At 66.0% G+C, this 18,914-nt stretch carries 15 protein-coding genes; 4 read left to right on the top strand and 11 right to left on the bottom strand.

Annotated elements, in window-relative coordinates; translation table 11 throughout:
* Nucleotides 1-60: 60 nt before the first annotated feature.
* Nucleotides 61-1,026, top strand: a complete 966-nt coding sequence (locus JQ617_RS14395; protein ID WP_212026885.1) for a 2-hydroxyacid dehydrogenase — start codon at nt 61-63, stop codon at nt 1,024-1,026.
* A gap of 311 nt (nt 1,027-1,337) precedes the next feature.
* The gene (locus JQ617_RS14400) at nt 1,338-3,305 is read left to right on the top strand and encodes a methyl-accepting chemotaxis protein (protein WP_212026886.1); all 1,968 of its coding nucleotides are present in this window, start codon (nt 1,338-1,340) and stop codon (nt 3,303-3,305) included.
* Between the two features lie 208 nt (nt 3,306-3,513).
* Here the strand turns inward: JQ617_RS14400 and JQ617_RS14405 are convergent, their stop codons facing one another.
* Nucleotides 3,514-4,176 carry a TetR/AcrR family transcriptional regulator gene (locus JQ617_RS14405; protein WP_212026887.1) on the bottom strand — a complete coding sequence of 221 codons (663 nt, stop codon included), beginning with the start codon at nt 4,174-4,176 and terminating at the stop codon, nt 3,514-3,516.
* Between the two features lie 106 nt (nt 4,177-4,282).
* Between JQ617_RS14405 and JQ617_RS14410 the strand changes: the two genes are divergently transcribed.
* Nucleotides 4,283-4,927, top strand: a complete 645-nt coding sequence (locus JQ617_RS14410) for a glutathione binding-like protein (RefSeq protein WP_212026888.1) — start codon at nt 4,283-4,285, stop codon at nt 4,925-4,927.
* A 172-nt stretch (nt 4,928-5,099) separates the two neighbouring features.
* Here the strand turns inward: JQ617_RS14410 and JQ617_RS14415 are convergent, their stop codons facing one another.
* The 8 genes from JQ617_RS14415 to JQ617_RS14450 all read right to left on the bottom strand — a co-directional run bounded on the left by JQ617_RS14415 (nt 5,100) and on the right by JQ617_RS14450 (nt 15,082).
* Nucleotides 5,100-6,404, bottom strand: a complete 1,305-nt coding sequence (locus tag JQ617_RS14415) for a TRAP transporter large permease (protein WP_212026889.1) — start codon at nt 6,402-6,404, stop codon at nt 5,100-5,102.
* A gap of 31 nt (nt 6,405-6,435) precedes the next feature.
* Nucleotides 6,436-7,029, bottom strand: a complete 594-nt coding sequence (locus JQ617_RS14420; RefSeq protein WP_063694123.1) for a TRAP transporter small permease subunit — start codon at nt 7,027-7,029, stop codon at nt 6,436-6,438.
* 10 nt (nt 7,030-7,039) lie between these two features.
* Entirely contained in the window at nt 7,040-8,041 is a 1,002-nt protein-coding gene (locus tag JQ617_RS14425; RefSeq protein WP_212026890.1) for a TRAP transporter substrate-binding protein, read from the bottom strand.
* Between the two features lie 36 nt (nt 8,042-8,077).
* Complete coding sequence (locus JQ617_RS14430) at nt 8,078-9,736, bottom strand: hydantoinase B/oxoprolinase family protein (protein WP_063694125.1); 1,659 nt, start codon at nt 9,734-9,736, stop codon at nt 8,078-8,080.
* A 2-nt stretch (nt 9,737-9,738) separates the two neighbouring features.
* The gene (locus JQ617_RS14435) at nt 9,739-11,823 is read right to left on the bottom strand and encodes a hydantoinase/oxoprolinase family protein (protein WP_212026891.1); all 2,085 of its coding nucleotides are present in this window, start codon (nt 11,821-11,823) and stop codon (nt 9,739-9,741) included.
* Between the two features lie 140 nt (nt 11,824-11,963).
* A complete protein-coding gene (locus JQ617_RS14440) occupies nt 11,964-12,785 on the bottom strand; it encodes an NAD-dependent protein deacetylase (protein WP_212027423.1) in 822 nt (273 codons plus the stop codon).
* A 67-nt stretch (nt 12,786-12,852) separates the two neighbouring features.
* Nucleotides 12,853-13,689 (bottom strand): SDR family oxidoreductase, encoded by an 837-nt coding sequence (locus JQ617_RS14445; RefSeq protein WP_212026892.1) that lies wholly within the window; start codon nt 13,687-13,689, stop codon nt 12,853-12,855.
* A 73-nt stretch (nt 13,690-13,762) separates the two neighbouring features.
* Nucleotides 13,763-15,082: a solute carrier family 23 protein gene (locus JQ617_RS14450; protein WP_212026893.1), complete on the bottom strand. Its 1,320-nt coding sequence runs from the start codon at nt 15,080-15,082 to the stop codon at nt 13,763-13,765.
* Between the two features lie 140 nt (nt 15,083-15,222).
* Between JQ617_RS14450 and JQ617_RS14455 the strand changes: the two genes are divergently transcribed.
* Nucleotides 15,223-16,557 (top strand): dicarboxylate/amino acid:cation symporter, encoded by a 1,335-nt coding sequence (locus JQ617_RS14455; protein WP_212026894.1) that lies wholly within the window; start codon nt 15,223-15,225, stop codon nt 16,555-16,557.
* Between the two features lie 232 nt (nt 16,558-16,789).
* On the opposite strand, the gene JQ617_RS14460 is transcribed toward JQ617_RS14455, so the two are convergent.
* Nucleotides 16,790-18,403 carry an ABC-F family ATP-binding cassette domain-containing protein gene (locus JQ617_RS14460; protein ID WP_212026895.1) on the bottom strand — a complete coding sequence of 538 codons (1,614 nt, stop codon included), beginning with the start codon at nt 18,401-18,403 and terminating at the stop codon, nt 16,790-16,792.
* 163 nt (nt 18,404-18,566) lie between these two features.
* The gene (locus JQ617_RS14465; protein ID WP_018641632.1) at nt 18,567-18,914 is read right to left on the bottom strand and encodes a RidA family protein; all 348 of its coding nucleotides are present in this window, start codon (nt 18,912-18,914) and stop codon (nt 18,567-18,569) included.

Here is an 18,914-nt window from a genome sequence, read left to right on the forward strand (position 1 = left end):
AAATCCGGCGGATCGTGTCAAGGAGGGCCTGCAAAAGCGGAACCTTATGAGGCACTACGAATGACCAAGGGCACACTCGCCGTCCTGATCAACAGCACGCAGCAGAACTGGCTGCCGGAACGCTGGAAGGTCCGGTTCGATGCGGTCTGCGGCGGCCGCCGCGTGGTGCTGCTGCCCGATGGCACGCTTGATCCGGCCGAGGTGCACTATGCCGCGGTGTGGAAGCCGGTGCCGGGCGATCTCGGCTCTTTTCCCAATCTGCGGGCGATCTTCAACCTGGGCGCCGGCGTCGATGCGCTGATGGCCGACAAGAGCCTGCCCGGCGTGCCGCTGGTGCGCGTCGCCGTGCCCGACCTGACCAACCGTATGACCGAATATGTCGTGCTGCACGTGCTGATGCACCACCGCCAGGAGCTGTACTTGCGGGACTCGCAGCGCGTAAAGCGCTGGGCGCCGCTCTATCAGTGGCCGGCAAGCGCCGTCACGGTCGGCATGATGGGGCTCGGCACCCTCGGCGCGGATGCGGCCGACGTGCTGCGGCGCCTCGGCTTCCGCGTCACCGGCTGGAGCCGCAGCCCGCGCGTGATCGATGGCGTCGAATGCTTCCATGGCACGGACGGAATGGATGCGTTCCTGCGCAAGACCGACATCCTGGTCTCGCTGCTCCCGCTGACGCCCGACACGCACGGCATCCTCAACCGCGACGTCTTTGCAAAGCTCAACCGCACCAGCCCGCTCGGTGCGCCCGTGCTGATCAATGCCGGCCGCGGCGGCCTGCAGAACGAGGCCGACATTCTGGCCTGCCTCGACGACGGTACCCTCGGCGCCGTCTCGCTCGACGTCTTCGTGCAGGAGCCGCAGCCGAACGACAGCCGGTTCTGGACCCACCCCAAGGTGGTGCTGACCCCGCACAACGCCGCCGACACCGACGCAGAAGCCATCTCGGCCTATGTCGCCGAGCAGATCGCGCGGTTCGAGGCGGGCGGCGCGCTGGAGAATGTGGTGGATCGGGTCAGGGGGTATTAGCGGCTCGCTGTTTTCGCGAACGCCAGCGCCTCGTGCTCTGTGTCGTCCCGGCCTAGTGCGCGATTGCGCACGGGGGCCGGGACCCATAACCACAGGCCGTAGTTTGGCGGAGGGTCGCAGTTCGGTACTACGACCAATCGTGCTCGATAGATTCCACGGTATGGGTCCCGGCCTGCGCCGGGACGACACCTGTGTCGGAGCAGGCAGCCGAGGCAATAAACCCACAACCACCCCGCGCCCTGTCCCGTTCACCCTCTCTTAGCGAGAAGTTGATAGGCGTTGTTAACCAACGCTCAAACAACGAGTCGGACATGCGGACGAGCCTCGGCCTCAGGATGCGGATCACGGTTGCGCTGGCGGTGACGGCGGCGGCGACTGCGCTGATCGCGGTGCTCGGCGCGATGTGGATCATCGCCGGGATCATCGACCGCGCCGACCAGCGCGAGCTGCGCAGCCATTACGACGCGCTGCTGTCCCGGATCGCCGAGGAGTCCCGCCGCGCCGCCGCGATGAGCACGGTGGTGGCCGCGATGCCGGCGACGCAGGACGCGATGGCGAAGCAGGATCGCGACGCACTCGTCGGCCTGTTCGGACCGGTGTTTGCCGCGACCAAATCGGAATACGGCGTCGAGCAGTTCCAGTTCCACCTTCCACCGGCGACCTCGTTCCTGCGCGTGCACCAGCCCGCCAAGTTCGGCGACGATCTCTCCGGCTTCCGCAAGACCGTCGTCCTCACCAACCAGGATCGCAAGGTCGTGGTCGGCCTCGAGGGCGGCGTCGCCGGGCTCGGCATCCGCGGCGTGGTGCCGATCGCGCAAGGGAGCAGGCATCTCGGCTCGGTCGAATTCGGCCTGACCTTCGGCCAGTCCTTCCTCGACGACTTCAAGGCCAACCGTCATGTCGACGTGGCCTTCCACCTCGCCGACGGCGCGAACTTCAAGCTCTTCGGCGGCACGCTGAAGGGCAAGAGCTTCTTCGATGCGGCCGAGTACGGCCGCGCCGCCGGCGGCGATTTCACCGTGCGGCAGGCGAAACTGGACACGACGCCGGTTGCCGCGCTGCTCGGACCGATCAGGGATTTTTCCGGCAAGCCGATCGGCGCCGTCGAGCTCGTGATGGACAATGCCGACTACGAGGCTTCGGCCGACCGCGCCTGGATGCTCGCGATCGGCATCGCCGCGCTCGGGCTCGTGCTGGCGGGCATCGTCGGCTATCTCATCGCCCGCAGCATCTCGCGGCCGATCCTGTCGATCACGAACGTGATGCGCGAGCTTGCGGACGGACGTCTCGACGTGGCCGTGCCCGAAAGCCGGGCGAACGACGAGGTCGGCGCGATGGTGAAGGCGGTCGCGGTGTTCCGCGACAACGCGGTGAATTTTGCAAAACTCCAGGCCGAGCAGCTCGAGGCCAAGGCGCAGTCGGAAGCGGAGAAGCGGCGCGCCTTCGCCGCACTGGCCGACAATTTCGAAGCCAGCATTCGCGACGTGGTCACGACGGTGTCGGCGGCCGCCGTCGAGATGGAACACACCGCACGCTCGATGTCGGCCATCGTCGCGCAGTCGCGCGAGCAGACCCGCACGGTGTCGTCGGCCTCGGCGCTCGCCTCGGAGAACGTCCAGACCGTCGCGGCCGCCGCGGAAGAGCTGTCGTCGTCGATGACCGAGATCAGCCGGCGGCTGGCGCATGCGACCGAGGTCGTCGGCAAGGCCGCCAGCGACGGTCGGCAGTCGAATGCGCGCGTGCAGAGCCTCGCCGACGCCGCGCAGAAGATCGGCGATGTCGTCTCCTTCATCAACGGCATCGCGGGACAGACCAACCTGCTCGCGCTCAATGCGACCATCGAGGCGGCGCGCGCGGGCGAGGCCGGCCGCGGCTTCGCCGTGGTCGCCTCCGAAGTGAAGGCGCTGGCGACGCAGACGGCAAAGGCGACGGAAGAGATCGGCGCACAGGTGACGGCCGTTCAGGGCGAAACCAGCGGTGCGGTGGACGGCATCCAGTCGATCTGTGCGACGATCCAGCAGGTCGACGAGATCTCCGCGGCGATCGCCGCCGCCGTCGGCCAGCAGGGCACCGCCACGCAGGAGATCGCACAGAACGTCCAGCAGGCCGCCGCCCGCACCGGTGAGGTCTCGCAGAACATCGCCGGCGTCACCGACGGCATCGCAGCCACGGGCACGGCCGCCGAGGAGGTGCTGGGCTCGGCAATCGAGCTGGCCAAGCAATCGCAGCGGCTGCGCGACGAGGTCGATCGTTTCCTCGCGAATATCCGCGCGGCGTAGGTAGGCGACGACTGGCCCCTCGGGCGTCGTCCTGGCGAAAGCCAGGACCCATTACCTCAGGCCAAGGTTTTAGCGCGGCGGCGGCAACTCCGAGTTATCGCCAAACTGCATTCGGTGGCTATGGGTCCTGGCTTTCGCCAGGACGACGTTGGGGGGAGAGCTTGCGCCACATACTCACTGTCGTTCCGGCGCGCCCCGGGACGACGGCCTACCCCTTCGTCCCCAGCATCACGTCGATCGCGCCCTTCACGATCGCTTCGAGCTCCTTGCGCGGGACGCGGGCGCGCGAGCGGATGGCGATGGTATGGACAGTGGCGGAGGCGATTTGCGCCAGCGCGAACGGATCGGCGCTCTCCGGCAACTCGCCTTTCTCTTTCGCGCGGCGGAAGCAGCTTGCGAACGCCTTGTCGAGCCCGGCAAGGCCGTCGAGCACCATGGCGCGGATGTCAGGATCGCCGACGGCTTCGGAGGCCGCGGTGACGACCGTGAAGCAGCCGCGCGGGCCCGTGTCGCCGGACAGATAGATGTCCAGCGCGGCCGCGTAAATGCGCTCCAGCCGCTGGCGCAGCGGCATCTCCTGGCGGAAGATCTCGACCATGGAGGCGACCGCCTGTTCGCGATAGCGCTGGTAGCTCTTGATGTAGAGCTCGCGCTTGTCGCCGAACGCACCGTAGAGGCTCGGCCGGTTCATGCCGGTCGCTTCGCTCAAATCATCGAGCGAAGTCGCCGCGAAGCCTTGCTTGCGAAACAGATCGAGCGCCTTGCCGAGCGCGACATCGGGCTCGTAGGCGCGTGGGCGGCCGCGGCGTTTCGGTTCGCTACGGCGCTCGGGTGGATTGGCAGCAGATGGCGGTTTCGATTTTTGTACCATTTCGCAAAATAATCCTTGACCACCGATATATTATGCAAGATGGTACAAAAATCAATCTGGCCAGGTTGAGCGACACCCGAAAAGGAATTGCCCAAGGAGGCTACAGATGGATCTCTATTTCTCGCCGCTCGCCTGTTCGATGGCGACGCGCGTCGCTTTGTATGAAGCCGGCGCCGATGCGAACTATCTCGAAGTCGATCCGCCGACCAAGAAGGTGCTGAGCGACGGCTCCGACTTCCGTACCGTGAACCCGATCGGCCTCGTGCCGACGCTGCGCACCGACGAGGGCGTGGTGCTGACCGAGAACGCCGCGATCCTGCAATATGTCGCGGACCGTTTTCCGCAGTCCGGCCTCGGCGCCACGGCAGGCATCGAGCGCACAAGGCTGCATCAATGGCTTTGCTTCATCGGCACCGAGCTGCACAAGGGGCTCTTCATTCCCGTGCTCGATCGCAAGGCGCCGCAGGAAGCCAAGGCCTATGTGCTGGAGAAGAACCTGTCGCGGCTCGACTATCTCGACAACTACCTGAAGGGCCGCGACTTCCTGCTCGACCATTTCAGCGTGGCCGACGCCTATCTCGTCACGGTCATCAACTGGACCATGGCGACGCCGCCGATCGAGCTCGCGAAATGGCCGAACGTGAAGGCCTACTTCGAGCGCCTGCGCCAGCGGCCGTCGGTCGCAAAGGCCATTGCGGAGGAGTTCGAGCTGTACAAGGCCGAGCTCGCGCGGAAGAAGGCGGCGGCGTAACCGAGAATGTCGTCATGCCCGGGCATAGCCGTCCAGAGGACGGCGTCGCTTCGGCTCGCCTATGTCCCGGGCATCCACGTTCTTCGTACCGAGAACAGGGCGTGGATGGCCGGGACAAGCTCGGCCATGACGGTGTTGAACCTTCGGCGTCCCCATGTGGGGCCGGGACGCTCTACCCGTACAGCACCCGCGGCAGAATCGTGACGATGCCCGGCCACAGCGTCAGCAGCAGCACGAAGCCGATCATGATCACCAGATACGGCAGCGTGACGCGCGCGATGTAGCCGAGTCCGTCCTCGGTCAGGCCCTGGATCACGAACAGGTTGAAGCCGACCGGCGGGGTGATCTGCGCCATCTCGACCGCGAGCACGAGGAAGATGCCGAACCAGATCTCGTCGAAGCCGGCGCCCTTCACGATCGGCAGCACGATCGGCAGCGTCATCACGATCATCGAGAAGCCGTCGAGGAAACAGCCGAGGATCAGATAGAAGATGACCAGCACGACGATCAGCATGAAGGGCGACAGGCCGAGCCCCTTGACGAAGGCGGCCACCGCCTGAGGAATGCCGAGGAACGCTGCGGCATTGCCGAGGATCGAGGCGCCCAGCACGATCAGCGCGATCATCGAGCACGTCACGACGGAGCCGATCAGCACGTCGCGCATTACCTGTTGCGACATCGAGCCCTGCGCCCAGGCGACCAGCCCCGCGCCGAGCACGCCGACCGCCGCGGCCTCCGAGGGCGTCGCGAGCCCGCCATACATCGAGCCGAGCACACAGGCGATCAGGAAGAGCGCCGGCGCGAGGTCCTTCAGCGCGGCGAAACGTTCGCCCCACGGCACCAGCGAGAGCTTTGCTTCGGTCTCCGGCACCATCGATGGCTTGAGCGTGGTGTGCAGCATCACCCAGCCCATGAAGGTGGCGGCGAGCAGCAGTCCGGGCAGCACGCCCGCCGTGAACAGCTTGAGAATGGAGACGTCGCCGAGCACGCCGTAGATGATCATGATGTTGGACGGCGGGATCAGGAAGCCGAGCGTGCCGGCGCCGGCGAGCGAGCCGATCGCGATGTCGCGCGAATAGCCGCGGCGCAGGAGTTCGTTGAGCGACATGCGGCCGATCACCTGCGTCGTTGCGGCCGACGAGCCCGAGATCGCCGCGAAGATGGTGCAACCGATCACGTTCACATGCAGCAGGCGGCCCGGCAGCAGTCCGGCCCAGGGCGCGAGGCCCTGAAACAGCGAGCGCGACAGGCGGGTGCGGAACAGCAGCTCGCCCATCAGGATGAACAACGGCAGCGCCAGCAGCTCCTGCGTGGTCAGAATGTTCCAGGCGTATTGCGGCAGCAGCTTGTCGAGCGGGATCGAGCGGAACATCGCCAGCAGCAGCGTGGCGGTGAGCGCAAGCGTGAGGCCGATCCACACGCCGCAGGCCAGCAGCGCAAACAGGATCGCGAACAGAGCGAGGACTTCGATGGTCATGCGATCCAAAATCCGGGTGCGGGCAAGACGGTCATTCGACGGGCGAGGCCTTCATGCGGTGGTCCTCCAGCGGCAGGCCGAGCACCGCCTGGATCGCGCGCGCCAGGAACTGCAGCGTGAGCAGCAGCATGCCGAAGGTGACGACGGCCTCCGGAAACCACAGCGGCGTGTCGCTCGAGGTCGAGACCTGGCCGCGCACATAGGCGCTGAAGGCGAACTTGGCCATGGCCGAGGTCAGGAACGCCATGAAGGCGAAGCCGGCCGCCGCCGAGAGAATCTCGAGCGCGCGCTGCACCGGCGCCGGCGCATTCTTCAGCAGCAGCACCACGCGGATGTGGCCGCCGACGCGCAGGGTCATGGCGGCGCCGAAGGTGAACGAGGCCGCCATGAGGTAGGAAGAATATTCCCACGCGATCGAGATGCTCGGCGGGAAGAACGGCAGGAAGTTCGAGAGGAAGCGGGTTGCGACCTCGCACAGCATCAACAGCGTCAGCGTCAGCAGGCAGCCGCCGCCGATCCAGCCGTCGAGCCGGCCGAGACGGTCGATGCCGTCGAGGAGGATGCGCAGCGGCGCGGGCGCCGCTGCATTGAGGCTTTGCGGTGCTTCAGGCGAGACGCTCACCACGGCTCCGCCCTCAGCCGCGCTTCATTTCAGCGAGATAGGCCCGCACCGGCTTTTCGGCCGCCGGCACGCGCTTGACGAAGGCATCGAGCTGCGGCGCGGTCTTGGCCCGGATGTCCTTCATCATCGCGCCCGACACCGGCACCACCTCCATGCCGCCCTCCTTCAGGCGAGCGAGGCTGTCGGCGTCGGCCTTGAGCGAGTTGGCCCAGAAGCCCGGCTCCATCTTCGCAGCGATATCCGCGACGAGCTTCTGCTGATCGGCGCTGAGCGCCTTCCAGGAGTCGAGATTGACGGTGAGCATCTGCGACGACCAGACATGGTTGGTCGGGTAGACGTATTTGAGGAATTCCCAGAACTTGCCGTCGACGCCCGACACCGACGACGTCGAGACGCCCGAGACGGCGCCCGATGCCAGAGCGGGAATCGTCTCGCCCCAGGGGATCATCACCGGGGCCATGCCGACCACGGCCAGCATGTCGACCGCGTTCTTGTCGGGTACGCGGATCTTGATGTTCTTCAGGCCCTCGACGTCGGCGACCTTGACCTTGAGATGCAGGTACTGCGTCGGCCACGGCACGATGTAGAGGATCTTCTGGTTGTTGCGCGCCGCGACCTTCTCGTATTCGGGCCGCACATATTTGTGCAGCACCTTGAGCTCGTCCATCGAGCCGCACAGGAAGGGAATGCTCTCGACGCCCATGAAGGGCTCGTCACCGACCTGCTGGATGTTGAGGACGTCGGCGAGCGGCACGAGGCCGTCGCGCACCGCGCGCAGATGCTCGGGACCCTTGAAGCCGAGCTGACCGCCCGCCTTCACGGTGATGGCGACCGAGCCGTTGCTCTGCTTCTTCACTTCCTCAGCGAACGCCATCGCATTCTGGGTGTGGAAATTGCCGTCCGGCCAGACCGTCGACATGTCCCAGCTCGTCGTCGCCGCCCGCGCACGGGTGGAGATGTGTCCGGCGGCGAGCAACGTCGCTGCGCCCGCGGTGAAGTTACGTCGCGTGATCATCGAGCCCCTCCGTTTGTTACCGCGCGCGCTGACGCATCAGCGCGCGTACCCATAGACTGCAGCCGCATTGTCGGCGGACACAAGCCCGCTGTCGATGTCGTCCTTGACCGCAGCGCGGTCGCGCTCGGTGGGAGCGCCGATGCCGGCGCCGCCGGGCGTGTGCACCACCAGCCTGTCATCCGGCGGCACCTGCTGAAAGCCTTTTCCACGCAACTTCTTGCCGGATTTCAAACCGACATAGCCGGCCTCGCCGTTCTTGCCGCCATCGCGCCCGCGCGGCGGATGGTCGATGCGGTCGAATGCGGCGAGGATGTCGAACGGCGCATCGACGCCGCTGCCGACCTCGATGATCTGGCCGAGGCCGCCACGGGTGCGCCCTGCTCCGCCGGAATCCGGACGCAGCTCCTTGCGCCAGAAGATCAGCGGCGTCTGCGTCTCCGCGATCTCGACCGGCGTGCCGCGCACGCCGCTTGGATAGGCGGTCGCCGACAGCCCGTCCTTGCCGAAGCGCGCGCCGGTACCGCCATTGGAGGTCACCGCCATCGAGAACCCGTAATTGCCGCCGACGCCCGAGCGGGTCTGGCCGCGCACGTTGAGATTCCACAGGCAGGACGTGCCCTCGGCCGGCACGCGCTCGGGAATGATCTGGCGCAGGCAGCCGAACACCACGTCGGGCAGCATCTGACCGATGATGTGGCGCGAGGCCACCGGCGCGGGCTTCGGCGCATTGAGGATCGCTCCAGCAGGCGCCGACACCGTCAGCGGCGAGAGCGAGCCGGCATTGTTGGGGATCTGCGAGGCGACGACGCAGCCGAGGCCGAACACGGTATAGGCCGTGGTGTAGGACAGGGGCACGTTGATGCCGAACTTCGAGGCGGCGGAGGTGCCGTCGAAATCGACGTGGATGCCGTCATCCGAGATCGTCAGCGTCGCCGCCAGCGTGACCGGCGCATCGTAGCCGTCCACCACCATAGTGTTGCGCCAGCTCCCCTTCGGCAGCTTTGCGATCTCGGCCAGAACCGCCTCGCGCGAGCGGTCGCAGATGTAGTCGCCGAGCACGTCGAGCGTGTCGATGCCGAACTCGGTCATCATCTCGACCAGGCGCTCGCAGCCGACGTCGTTGCAGCCGGCGAGCGAATAGGTGTCGCCCTCGGTGTCGATCGGCAGCCGCGTGTTGGTGCGGATCATCGCCATCAGCGTTTCGTTGACGACGCCCTGGTCGATCAGCTTCAGCATGGGGATGTAGAGCCCCTCCATGAACACGTCGGTGGCGTCAGGCCCGAAGCCGATGCCGCCGATGTCCATGAGATGGCTGGTGCAGGAGAACAGCGCAACGACCTTGCCGTCCTTGAAGCAGGGCGTGGTGACGACGAAGTCGTTGAGATGGCCGGTGCCCATCCAGGGATCGTTGGTGATGTAGGCGTCACCTTCCTTCATCGTTTCCAGCGGGAAATGATTGATGAAGTGCTTGACCGATTCCGCCATCGAGTTGACGTGGCCGGGCGTGCCGGTCACCGCCTGCGCCAGCATGCGCCCCCTGAGGTCGAACACGCCGGCGGAGAGGTCGCCGCATTCGCGCACGATCGGGCTGAAAGCGGTGCGCAGCAACACCTGCGCCTGCTCCTCGACCACGGCGATCAGCCGGTGCCACATGATCTGAAGGTCGATCAGGCTCGCGCCATTTGCCTTGCTCATGATCAGGCCGCCTTCCGTTCCATGACGATGCTGCCGGCACCGTCGATATGCGCGTCAAAACTGGTCGAAACAAAAGTAGACGTCTCGTCTTCCGCGATCACGGCGGGGCCCGCGATGGTCGCGCCCGGCGCCATGTCCTCGCGCCGATAGAGCGGGATCTCGATCACCTCGCCTGCCCTTCCGTCGAAGAACTTTCGGCTGCCGGAGGCCTTGGCCGCAGGCTTGCGCGTGACGGCCGCGACAGTAGACGGATTGCGCGCCTCGGTGGTCGCGAGCACCGACCAGCTCAAGACCTCGATCGCAGCGCCCGGGATCGGACGCTCGAACATCGCCGAATAATCCGCCTCGAACTTCTGGCGCAGGCCGGCGAGATCGGCCGAGGTGAGCGGCCGGTTCGGCAGCTCGACGGTGATCTCGTGGCCCTGGCCGACATAGCGCATGAAGGCCGCACGGCGCTCCCGCACCGGTGCACCGGCCGCACCCGGCTCGACCAGCGCGCGGGCTTCGGTCACCATCTCCTGCAACAGGTCGGAGACAGCCTTGGTGTCGAAATCATCGAGTCGCACATGGCGGCTGCGCACCAGCTCATAGGCGATGGGAGCCGCGAGGAAGCCGACCGCCGAGCCGACACCGGCATTCGACGGCACGATCACCTTGGAGACGCCGATCTTCTCGGCGACACGGGCCGCATGCAGCGGCGCGGCGCCACCGAACGCGATCAGCGTGTGCTGGCCGACGATCTCGCCGCGTTCGACCGCATGCACGCGCGCTGCGCTCGCCATGTTCTCGCAGACCACCTCGTGCACGGCATAGGCGGCCGTCTCCGCCGACAGGCCGAGCGGCTCGCCGACACTGCTCAGCAGGGCTTTCTTCGACAGTTCCGGATCGAGCTTGATCGTGCCTCCGGCAAAGGCGTCGGGATCGATCATGCCGAGGGCAACGTCCGCATCCGTCACCGCCGGACGCTGGCCGCCGCGGCCGTAGCAGGCCGGACCCGGCTCCGACGAGGCACTCTCCGGGCCGACGGTGACGCGCTTCATCGCATCGACATGGGCGATCGAGCCGCCGCCGGCGCCGATCTCGACCATCTCGATCACGGGAATGCGCACCGGCAGGCCGGAGCCCTTGAGGAAGCGCGCCGCGCGGTCGACCTCGAACACGCGCGAGGTCTCGGGCTGATACTTTTCAATCAGGCAGATCTTTGCGGTGGTGCCGCCCATGTCGAAGGAGAGCACCTTGCTCTCGCCGAGGCGTGCGGCGATCTGCGCCGAGAAGATCGCCCCGCCGGCGGGACCGGATTCGACGAGACGCACGGGAAAGCGCCGCGCCGTCTCGATCGAGGTGACGCCGCCGCCCGAGGTCACGAGATAGATCGCGCCGCGGAACTGCTCGACCTGCAGGGCATCGGCCATGCGGGCGAGATAACCGTCGATCAGCGGCTGCACATAGGCATTGGCGACCGCCGTCGATGTGCGCTCATATTCACGGATTTCCGGGCAAACGGCCGAAGACACCGTCACGGAGATGCCGGGCATCTCCTCGGCGATGATCGCCGCAGCGCGGCGCTCGTGCTCGGGATTGGCGTAGGAGTGCAGGAAGGCGATGGCGACGCTCTCGACCTTCAACTCGCGCAATTTCGGCGCGAGTGCGCGCACGGCCATCTCGTCCAGCGGGAGGCGAATGGCGCCGTGGGCGTCGATACGCTCGGGCACGGTGAAGCGCAGGGAACGCGGCGCCAGCGGCTTCGGCTTGTCGATGCCGAGATCATACTGGTCGTAGCGGCTCTCGGTGCCGATATCGAGCACGTCGCGGAAGCCATCGGTCGCGATCAGCGCCGTTTTTGCGCCGCGGCGCTCGATGATCGCGTTGGTCGCGAGCGTCGTGCCGTGAATGAAGACGTCGATGTCGCTGATATGGGCACGCGCATCGGCGAGGATGAGACGCATGCCGTCCAGCACCGCTTGTTCGGGGCGCTGTGGCGTCGTCAGCACCTTGCGGGTTTTGCGCACCTCGCCCACGTCCAGCACGATGTCGGTGAACGTGCCACCGATATCAACGGCAAGCCGCACCTCGGCTCCCTCAAGCATTCCAAATTCTCCGGCTGATCGTCAAAACTCAGGGCGAAAACGCAGCAATTTCCATGCCATGGACGACGAGGACAACGCAGCGCCCGGCCATTCTGCTTGGCACCTATGCAATAGGCAAGGCGTGTTCGCCGCCCGCGCGATCAGAGCAGGAATGCAAGCGCCGCTTCGCAGCGCTCCTCGACCTTGAGCGTCAGGAGATCGTCGGCCCGGGTGCGCCCGAGATTGACCGCAGCGATCGGGATTTTGCGGTTCGCGGCGGCCTGCACGAAGCGGAAGCCGGAATAGACCATCAGCGACGAGCCGACGATCAGCATGGCGTCGGCCTGCGACAGATGGTCCTGCGCGGTCGCGACGATGTCGCGCGGCACGTTCTCGCCGAAGAATACGACGTCGGGCTTGAGAATGCCGCCGCAGGCTTCGCAAGCAGGCACGCTGAACGAGGAAAAATCCGCATGCTCCAGATCGGCGTCGCCGTCAGGCGCATCCGCGGCGTCGAGCGCCAGCCATTCCGCGTTCATGCGCCCCAGCGTGTCCTGGAATTCGCTGCGCGGCGTCTTCGCTCTGCAACCCATGCAGCGGACGAGATCGAGCCGTCCGTGCAGATCGATCACCTGCCGGTGGCCGGCGGATTGATGCAGCCGGTCGACATTCTGGGTCAGCAGCATCTCGCAGCGGCCGCCCGCCTCGAGGCGGGCCAGGGCATGATGCGCATCATTCGGCCTCGCCTGGCCGAACCGCCGCCAGCCGATCAGGCTGCGGGCCCAATAGCGCTGGCGCGTGTGCTCCTCATTCATGAACGCCTGGAAATTGACCGGCTGGGTCCGTTTCCAATTGCCATGGCTGTCGCGGTAGTCGGGAATGCCCGAATTGGTGCTGCAGCCGGCGCCGGTCAGAACGAACAGTCGTTCGTGCCGGCCGACGAAGTCCTGGAGCGGGGAGTTTGCCACCGGAGGGTTTGCCATGGCGCAGATGTAGTCTGCGCCGGCGGATTCTGCCAGATGCCGCACGGCCCCCCTTCGGCGCTCCGGACTAGCTCGCCCAGTTCTCGCGAAACTCCGGAAACAGCGTCAGGCCCCCACAGGCATAGATCGTCTGCCCGGTGATGTAGCTCGCATCGTCGGAGGCGAGGAAAGCGAACACGGCCGCGATCTCCTCCGGCGTACCGACACGGCCGAGCGGAATGTGGCTGGTGACGACGCCGCGCTTTTCGGGATCGCCGGTCCAGGCCGCGTTGATCGGCGTGTCGATGGCGCCGGGACCGACCGCATTGACGCGAATGCCGCGGCTGGCGAACTCCAGCGCCAGCGTGCGCGTCAGGTTGGCCATGCCGCCCTTGCTGATGGAGTAGGCGAGATAGCCGGGTTTCGGAATGATCTGGTGGACGCTGGAGCAGTTGATGATGCTGCCGCCTCCGCCGCGCGCCACGAAATGCGCAAGCGCCTTCTGCGCGCAGAGCACGGCGCCGTTGAGGTTGACGTCGATGATGCGGCGATAGGTTTCGACGTCGAGCGCATCGCTCGGCGATTCCTGCTGGAAGCCGGCATTGTTGACGAGACAGTCGAGGCGCTTGAAGCGCGCCAGCACCGTCTCGAACATCGCGGCGATGTCCTGCTCGTTGCCGACGTTGGCCTTGACGATGATGTGATCGAGCCGGCCGTGGCCACGGTCGCTCGATGCCGTCCGCGCCAGCGCCAGCGTCTCCTCGGCCCTTCCGGCGTGTTCGAAATAGTTGATGGCGACGGTCGCGCCTTCCTGCGCGAGCCGGATGGCGACGGCCCGGCCGATGCCTTGCGAGGCGCCCGTCACCAGCGCGTACTGGCCGACGAGGCGCGAGGGAAAGGAAGTTGAGCGTTCGGTGTGCGGCATGTGTTTTCTCCAGATGCGATCATCATGGATGGAACCGGCATTTTGTTCCATCCCTCCCGCGCATTCCTGGGATTCACTCCACGCGACGTGCCAGCGGCGAGGTCAGGATCTGATAGAGGATGATGGCGCCGAAGGTCGCGGTACCGATGCCTCCGATCGTGAACGCGCCAAACTTGAGCGTGAGGTCGCCGGCGCCCGCGGTCAGCGCCACGGCGACGGTGATGAGATTCGCAGGGTTTGCGAAGTCGACCTTGTTCTCGACCCAGATCCGGCCCGCCATCGCGGCGATCAGGCCGAACAGCACGATCGAGAGGCCGCCGATGACCGGACCCGGGATCGAGAGAATCAGCGCGCCGAATTTCGGTGAGAAGCCGAGCAGGATCGACACCGTGGCAGCGAAGGCGAACAGCAGGGTCGAATAGACCTTCGTCGCCGCCATCACGCCGATATTCTCGGCATAGGTGGTGACGCCGGTGCCGCCGCCACAGGCCGCAACGATGGTCGCAAGGCTGTCGGCGAACAAGGCGCGCCCGAGATAGGCATCCAGACTCCGGCCCGTCATGGCGCCGACGGCCTTGATGTGCCCGAGATTCTCGGCGACGAGGATGACCGCGACCGGCGCGATCAGAAAGATCGCATCGGCCTGGAAGGTCGGCGTGGTGAAGCTCGGCAGGCCGAGCCACGGCGCGGCTGAAAGCTGGGTGAAGTCGATCGGCTTGCCGAAGCCGAGGCCGTTCGCGAACAGCATGTACAAAAGATATCCGCCGATCGCGCCGAGGATGATCGGCAGGCGGCGCCACAGGCCGGGCGCTGCAACGGCCACCACGCCGATCATCAGCACGGTGGCAAGCCCGATCCCGGTGTCGAACCCATTCGCGCTCACCGCCTTGACCGCGACCGGCGCGAGGTTGAGGCCGATGGCGGCGACGACGGCGCCGGTGACGGCCGGCGGCATCAGGCGCTCGACCCAGCCCGTGCCCAACCACATCACGATCAGCGCGATCACGCCATAGAGCACGCCCGCGCCGACGATGCCGCCGAGCGCAACCGAGATGTTCGGGTTCGGTCCATGCCCGGCATAGCCTGTGGCGGCGATGACGACGGCGATGAAGGCGAAGCTGGAGCCGAGATAGCTCGGCACGCGCCCGGCGACGATGACGAAGAAGATCAGCGTGCCGATGCCCGAGAACAGGACCGCGACGTTGGGATCGAACCCCATCAGCAGCGGCGCGATGATCGTCGAGCCGGACATCGCAACGCAATGTTGCAGACCGGAGACGATGGTCTGGCCCCATGGCAGCCGCTCCTCCGGCATGATCACGCCCGAGGTCTTGAGTTTCCAGCGCGGGAAATAGCCCTGTGCCTGCTCGTCCGAGCCCGTTGCGATCGTCATGTTCCCCCCATTGCGGTGCAGCGATTGATGTTCGTGCGATCCGACAAAAATGTGATTGTCGCTTCTGCGGCGTCCATCACATGATGCGAGTCATGCAAGATTCAAATCTTGCGGAATCAATGCGTTCCGGGGCTCATCATATGACACAGATTGCGATCCAGCCAGCCGCTCACCGCCGGCATCAGCCCTGGTACAAGATCCTCTATGTGCAGGTTCTGATCGCAATCGCCCTCGGCGTGCTCGTCGGCTATTTCTATCCCGACCTCGGCAAGGCCTTGAAGCCGCTCGGCGACGGCTTCATCGCGCTGATCAAGATGATGATCGCGCCCGTCATCTTCTGCACCGTGGTGCACGGCATCTCCTCGATGGGCGACCTCAAGCGCGTCGGCCGGGTCGGGCTGAAGTCGCTGATCTATTTCGAGACGGTCTCGACCGTGGCCCTCGCGGTCGGCCTGCTCGTCGGCGAGATCCTGCAGCCCGGGCACGGCTTCAACATCGACCCGGCCACGATCGATCCGAAGTCGGTGGCGACCTACGTCACCAAGGCCAAGGAAGAAGGCATCGTCGCTCATCTGATGGCGATCATCCCCGACAGCTATGTCGGCGCGATCGCGCGCGGCGACCTGTTGCAGGTGCTGCTGATCTCGATTCTCTCCGGCTTCGCCATCGCCTTCCTCGGCAAGGCCGGCGAGCCCATCGCGGAGGCGATCGACAAGGCGGCGAAGATGTTCTTCGGCATCATCCGCATCATCGTGCGCGTGGCACCGATCGGCGCCTTCGGCGCGATGGCGTTCACCGTCGGCGCCTACGGCCTCGGCTCGCTGCTCAACCTCGCCGCCCTGATCGGCACGTTCTATCTCACCAGCATGCTGTTCGTGCTGATCGTGCTGGGTGCGATCGCCCGCCTCGCCGGCTTCTCGATCCTGCGTTTCATCGCCTACATCAAAGACGAACTGCTGATCGTGCTCGGCACCTCGTCGTCGGAGACGGTCCTGCCGCAGATGATCCAGAAGATGGAGCATCTCGGCGCCTCGCGCTCGGTCGTCGGCCTCGTGATCCCGACCGGCTACAGCTTCAATCTCGACGGCACCAACATCTACATGACGCTGGCGACGCTGTTCCTGGCGCAGGCGACCAACACGCATCTGACCATCTGGCAGGAGCTCGGCATTCTCGGCATCGCCATGATCACCTCGAAGGGCGCTTCGGGCGTGACCGGCGCCGGCTTCATCACGCTCGCCGCGACGCTGTCGATCGTGCCCGACATTCCGATCCAGTCGATCGCGATCCTGGTCGGCATCGACAAGTTCATGAGCGAATGCCGCGCGCTGACCAATTTGATCGGCAATGGCGTCGCCTGCGTCGTCATCAGCATCTCCGAAGGCGAGCTCGACCGCGAGGCGCTGCATGAGACCATGGCGCATCCACTGGAGATCGGCGAAGCGCTGGAACCGGGCGGCAGCGCGGCATCGTAGGCCGCGCACGGCGTTTCAATCTCTCCCCGCACGTTCAGCGCGCCCGGTTCCACGCGGTAGTTTACCGGAGTGGTAAGTTGATGCGGTTCGAGTCACAACAGCGGTGTTGGGATCACTTATTGATAGTTATTCTTTCCACCCGACGCGCTGGGGGCAGGGTGTCGGGTATTTGATGGTCACTGCCAAGACTCGCTTTCAAGACTCGCTTCTAGATCAAGACCGCGAGGCGGGATCAGACGATCCCGCCATGCTCGCGTTGCATCTTGCCGGCAAGATCGAGCCGCCGCGTGACCCCGATTGCCTGCAGGAACGCCTCGTCGTGGCTGACGACGAGCAGCGCGCCGTCATAGGCCCGCAAGCCTGCTTCGACGGCCTCGATGGAGTCGATGTCGAGATGATTGGTCGGCTCGTCCAGGATCAGCAGCGACGGCGGCGCTGAACCGCCCAGTACGCAGGCGAGCCCTGCGCGAAACATCTGGCCGCCGCTCAGGCTTGCAGCCTCTTGCAAGGCCGCATCGGCGCGAAACATGAAGCGCGCCAGCGCCGCATGGCATTCATTCGCCCCCGCCTTCGGATTGAGACGCCGGAAGTTCTCCAGGATCGAGATCTCAGGATCGAGCAGGCTGACCGCCTGGTCGAACAGCGCGAAGTCCGGCCGGACCCGCACGATGCCCGAGAACGGTCGCAGCTCGCCGGCGATCAGCTTCAGCAGCGTCGTCTTGCCGGAGCCGTTGGGCCCGACCAGCGCGACGCGCTCGGGACCGACGATCGCGAGCGAGAGATCGCGCAGGATCGGCTGCTCCGGCCGGTAGCCGGCATTGACGCCGTCGAGCCAGAGCACCTCCCTGCCCGCCGGCAGATGTGTCGCGGGCAGCTTCACCGACAGCGGCTGCAGAATCTCGATGCGCCGGCGCGCGGTGTCGACGGCGTGGAGCGCTTCCGCGCGCCGCCGCTCGGCGATTTGCGCGGTTTTTCCACCGGAATCCTCGCTGCGATCCCTGCGGGCACCGGCGAGGATGCGCGGCATGTCGCCCTTCGCGCGCTTCTTCCGGCCGCCGCTGTCCTTCTGCGCTTTCCTCTCCACGGCCTCCTGCGCCTTGCCGTCGATCTCGGACAGGCGCTTCTCGGCATGCGCGAGATCGTGCCTGACGGCTGCGAGCGCGATGGCCTTTTGCGCACGGTAGCTCGTCCAGTTGCCGCCGTAGCGCGTGGCGCCGAGCGAGGTCAGCTCGACGATCGCGTCCATGGTGTCGAGCAGGCCGCGGTCGTGGCTGACAACGATCGCGCCGCCGCGCCAGGCAACGAGCAGATCGGTGACCGCCTTGCGTCCATCCCGGTCGAGATTGTTGGTGGGCTCGTCGAGCAGCAGGAAGTCCGGTTCGGAAAAGACCAGCGCCGCGAGGCGAACCCGCGTGATCTGGCCGCCGGACAGACGGGACAGCTCCGTCTCAGTGGACGGCCCGAACCCGAGGCGCGCCAGCGCGGCCTCGAGCCGCGATTCGAGGGTCCAGTCGATCGTGGCGATGTCGTCGGCGGAGGCATCGCCTCGTTCGGCGCGGCGCAGCAGCTCCAGCGCCCGCCGCACGCCGAACAGATCGGCCACGGTCGCACCCGGGGGCGACTGCACGTCCTGACGCAGCAGGCCGATGGTTCCGTTGACCGGGACGCGCCCGGACTGGGGAACATGATGCCCCGAGATCGCGGCCAGCAGCGTCGTCTTGCCGACGCCATTGCGGCCGACGAGACCGGTCCGCTCGGCCGCGAATGTCAGATCGATGTTGGAGAGGAGAGACCGGCCGTCAGGCGTGGACAGCGACAGGTTCGACAGGATGATTGAAGCAGGCATGGAATTCCCCGTGAGCAAGGCGGATGAGCGTTGCGGTCGGGGTGAAATCCATGGCTTTCGAATATCCTGATTGAGGGAGCCTCTAACTAGTCCCTTCAAAGGGCGAGATCAAGGCGGCGCGAAGGGACGCCAGCACGAGAGGTGCCGGCGTCTCCATGCGCAATCAGCCCTTGAGCGCGGTGACAACGACCTCGATCAGCGCGCCGCCACCGAGATCGGCGACGCCGACGGTGGCACGGGTCGGCAGATTGTCGCCGAAGAACTCGGTCCAGGCCGCGTCCATTTCCTTCTTCTTGGAGAGATCCGTGACGAAGATCGAGGCGCTGACGACGCGGCTCTTGTCGGTGCCGGCTTCCTTCAGATAGCCGGCGATCTTGCCGAGGATGTTGCGGGTCTGGTCGCCCATGGAAACGCTGGTATCGTCGGCGATGGTGCCGCCGACGAAGACGAAGCCGTTGGCTTCGACGGCGCGGTGCATGATGGGCGTGCGGATGCTGCGGGTGATGCTCAT

This window comes from Bradyrhizobium sp. KB893862 SZCCT0404 (assembly GCF_018130885.1).
In the GTDB taxonomy this organism is placed as follows: Bacteria; Pseudomonadota; Alphaproteobacteria; order Rhizobiales; family Xanthobacteraceae; genus Bradyrhizobium; species Bradyrhizobium stylosanthis.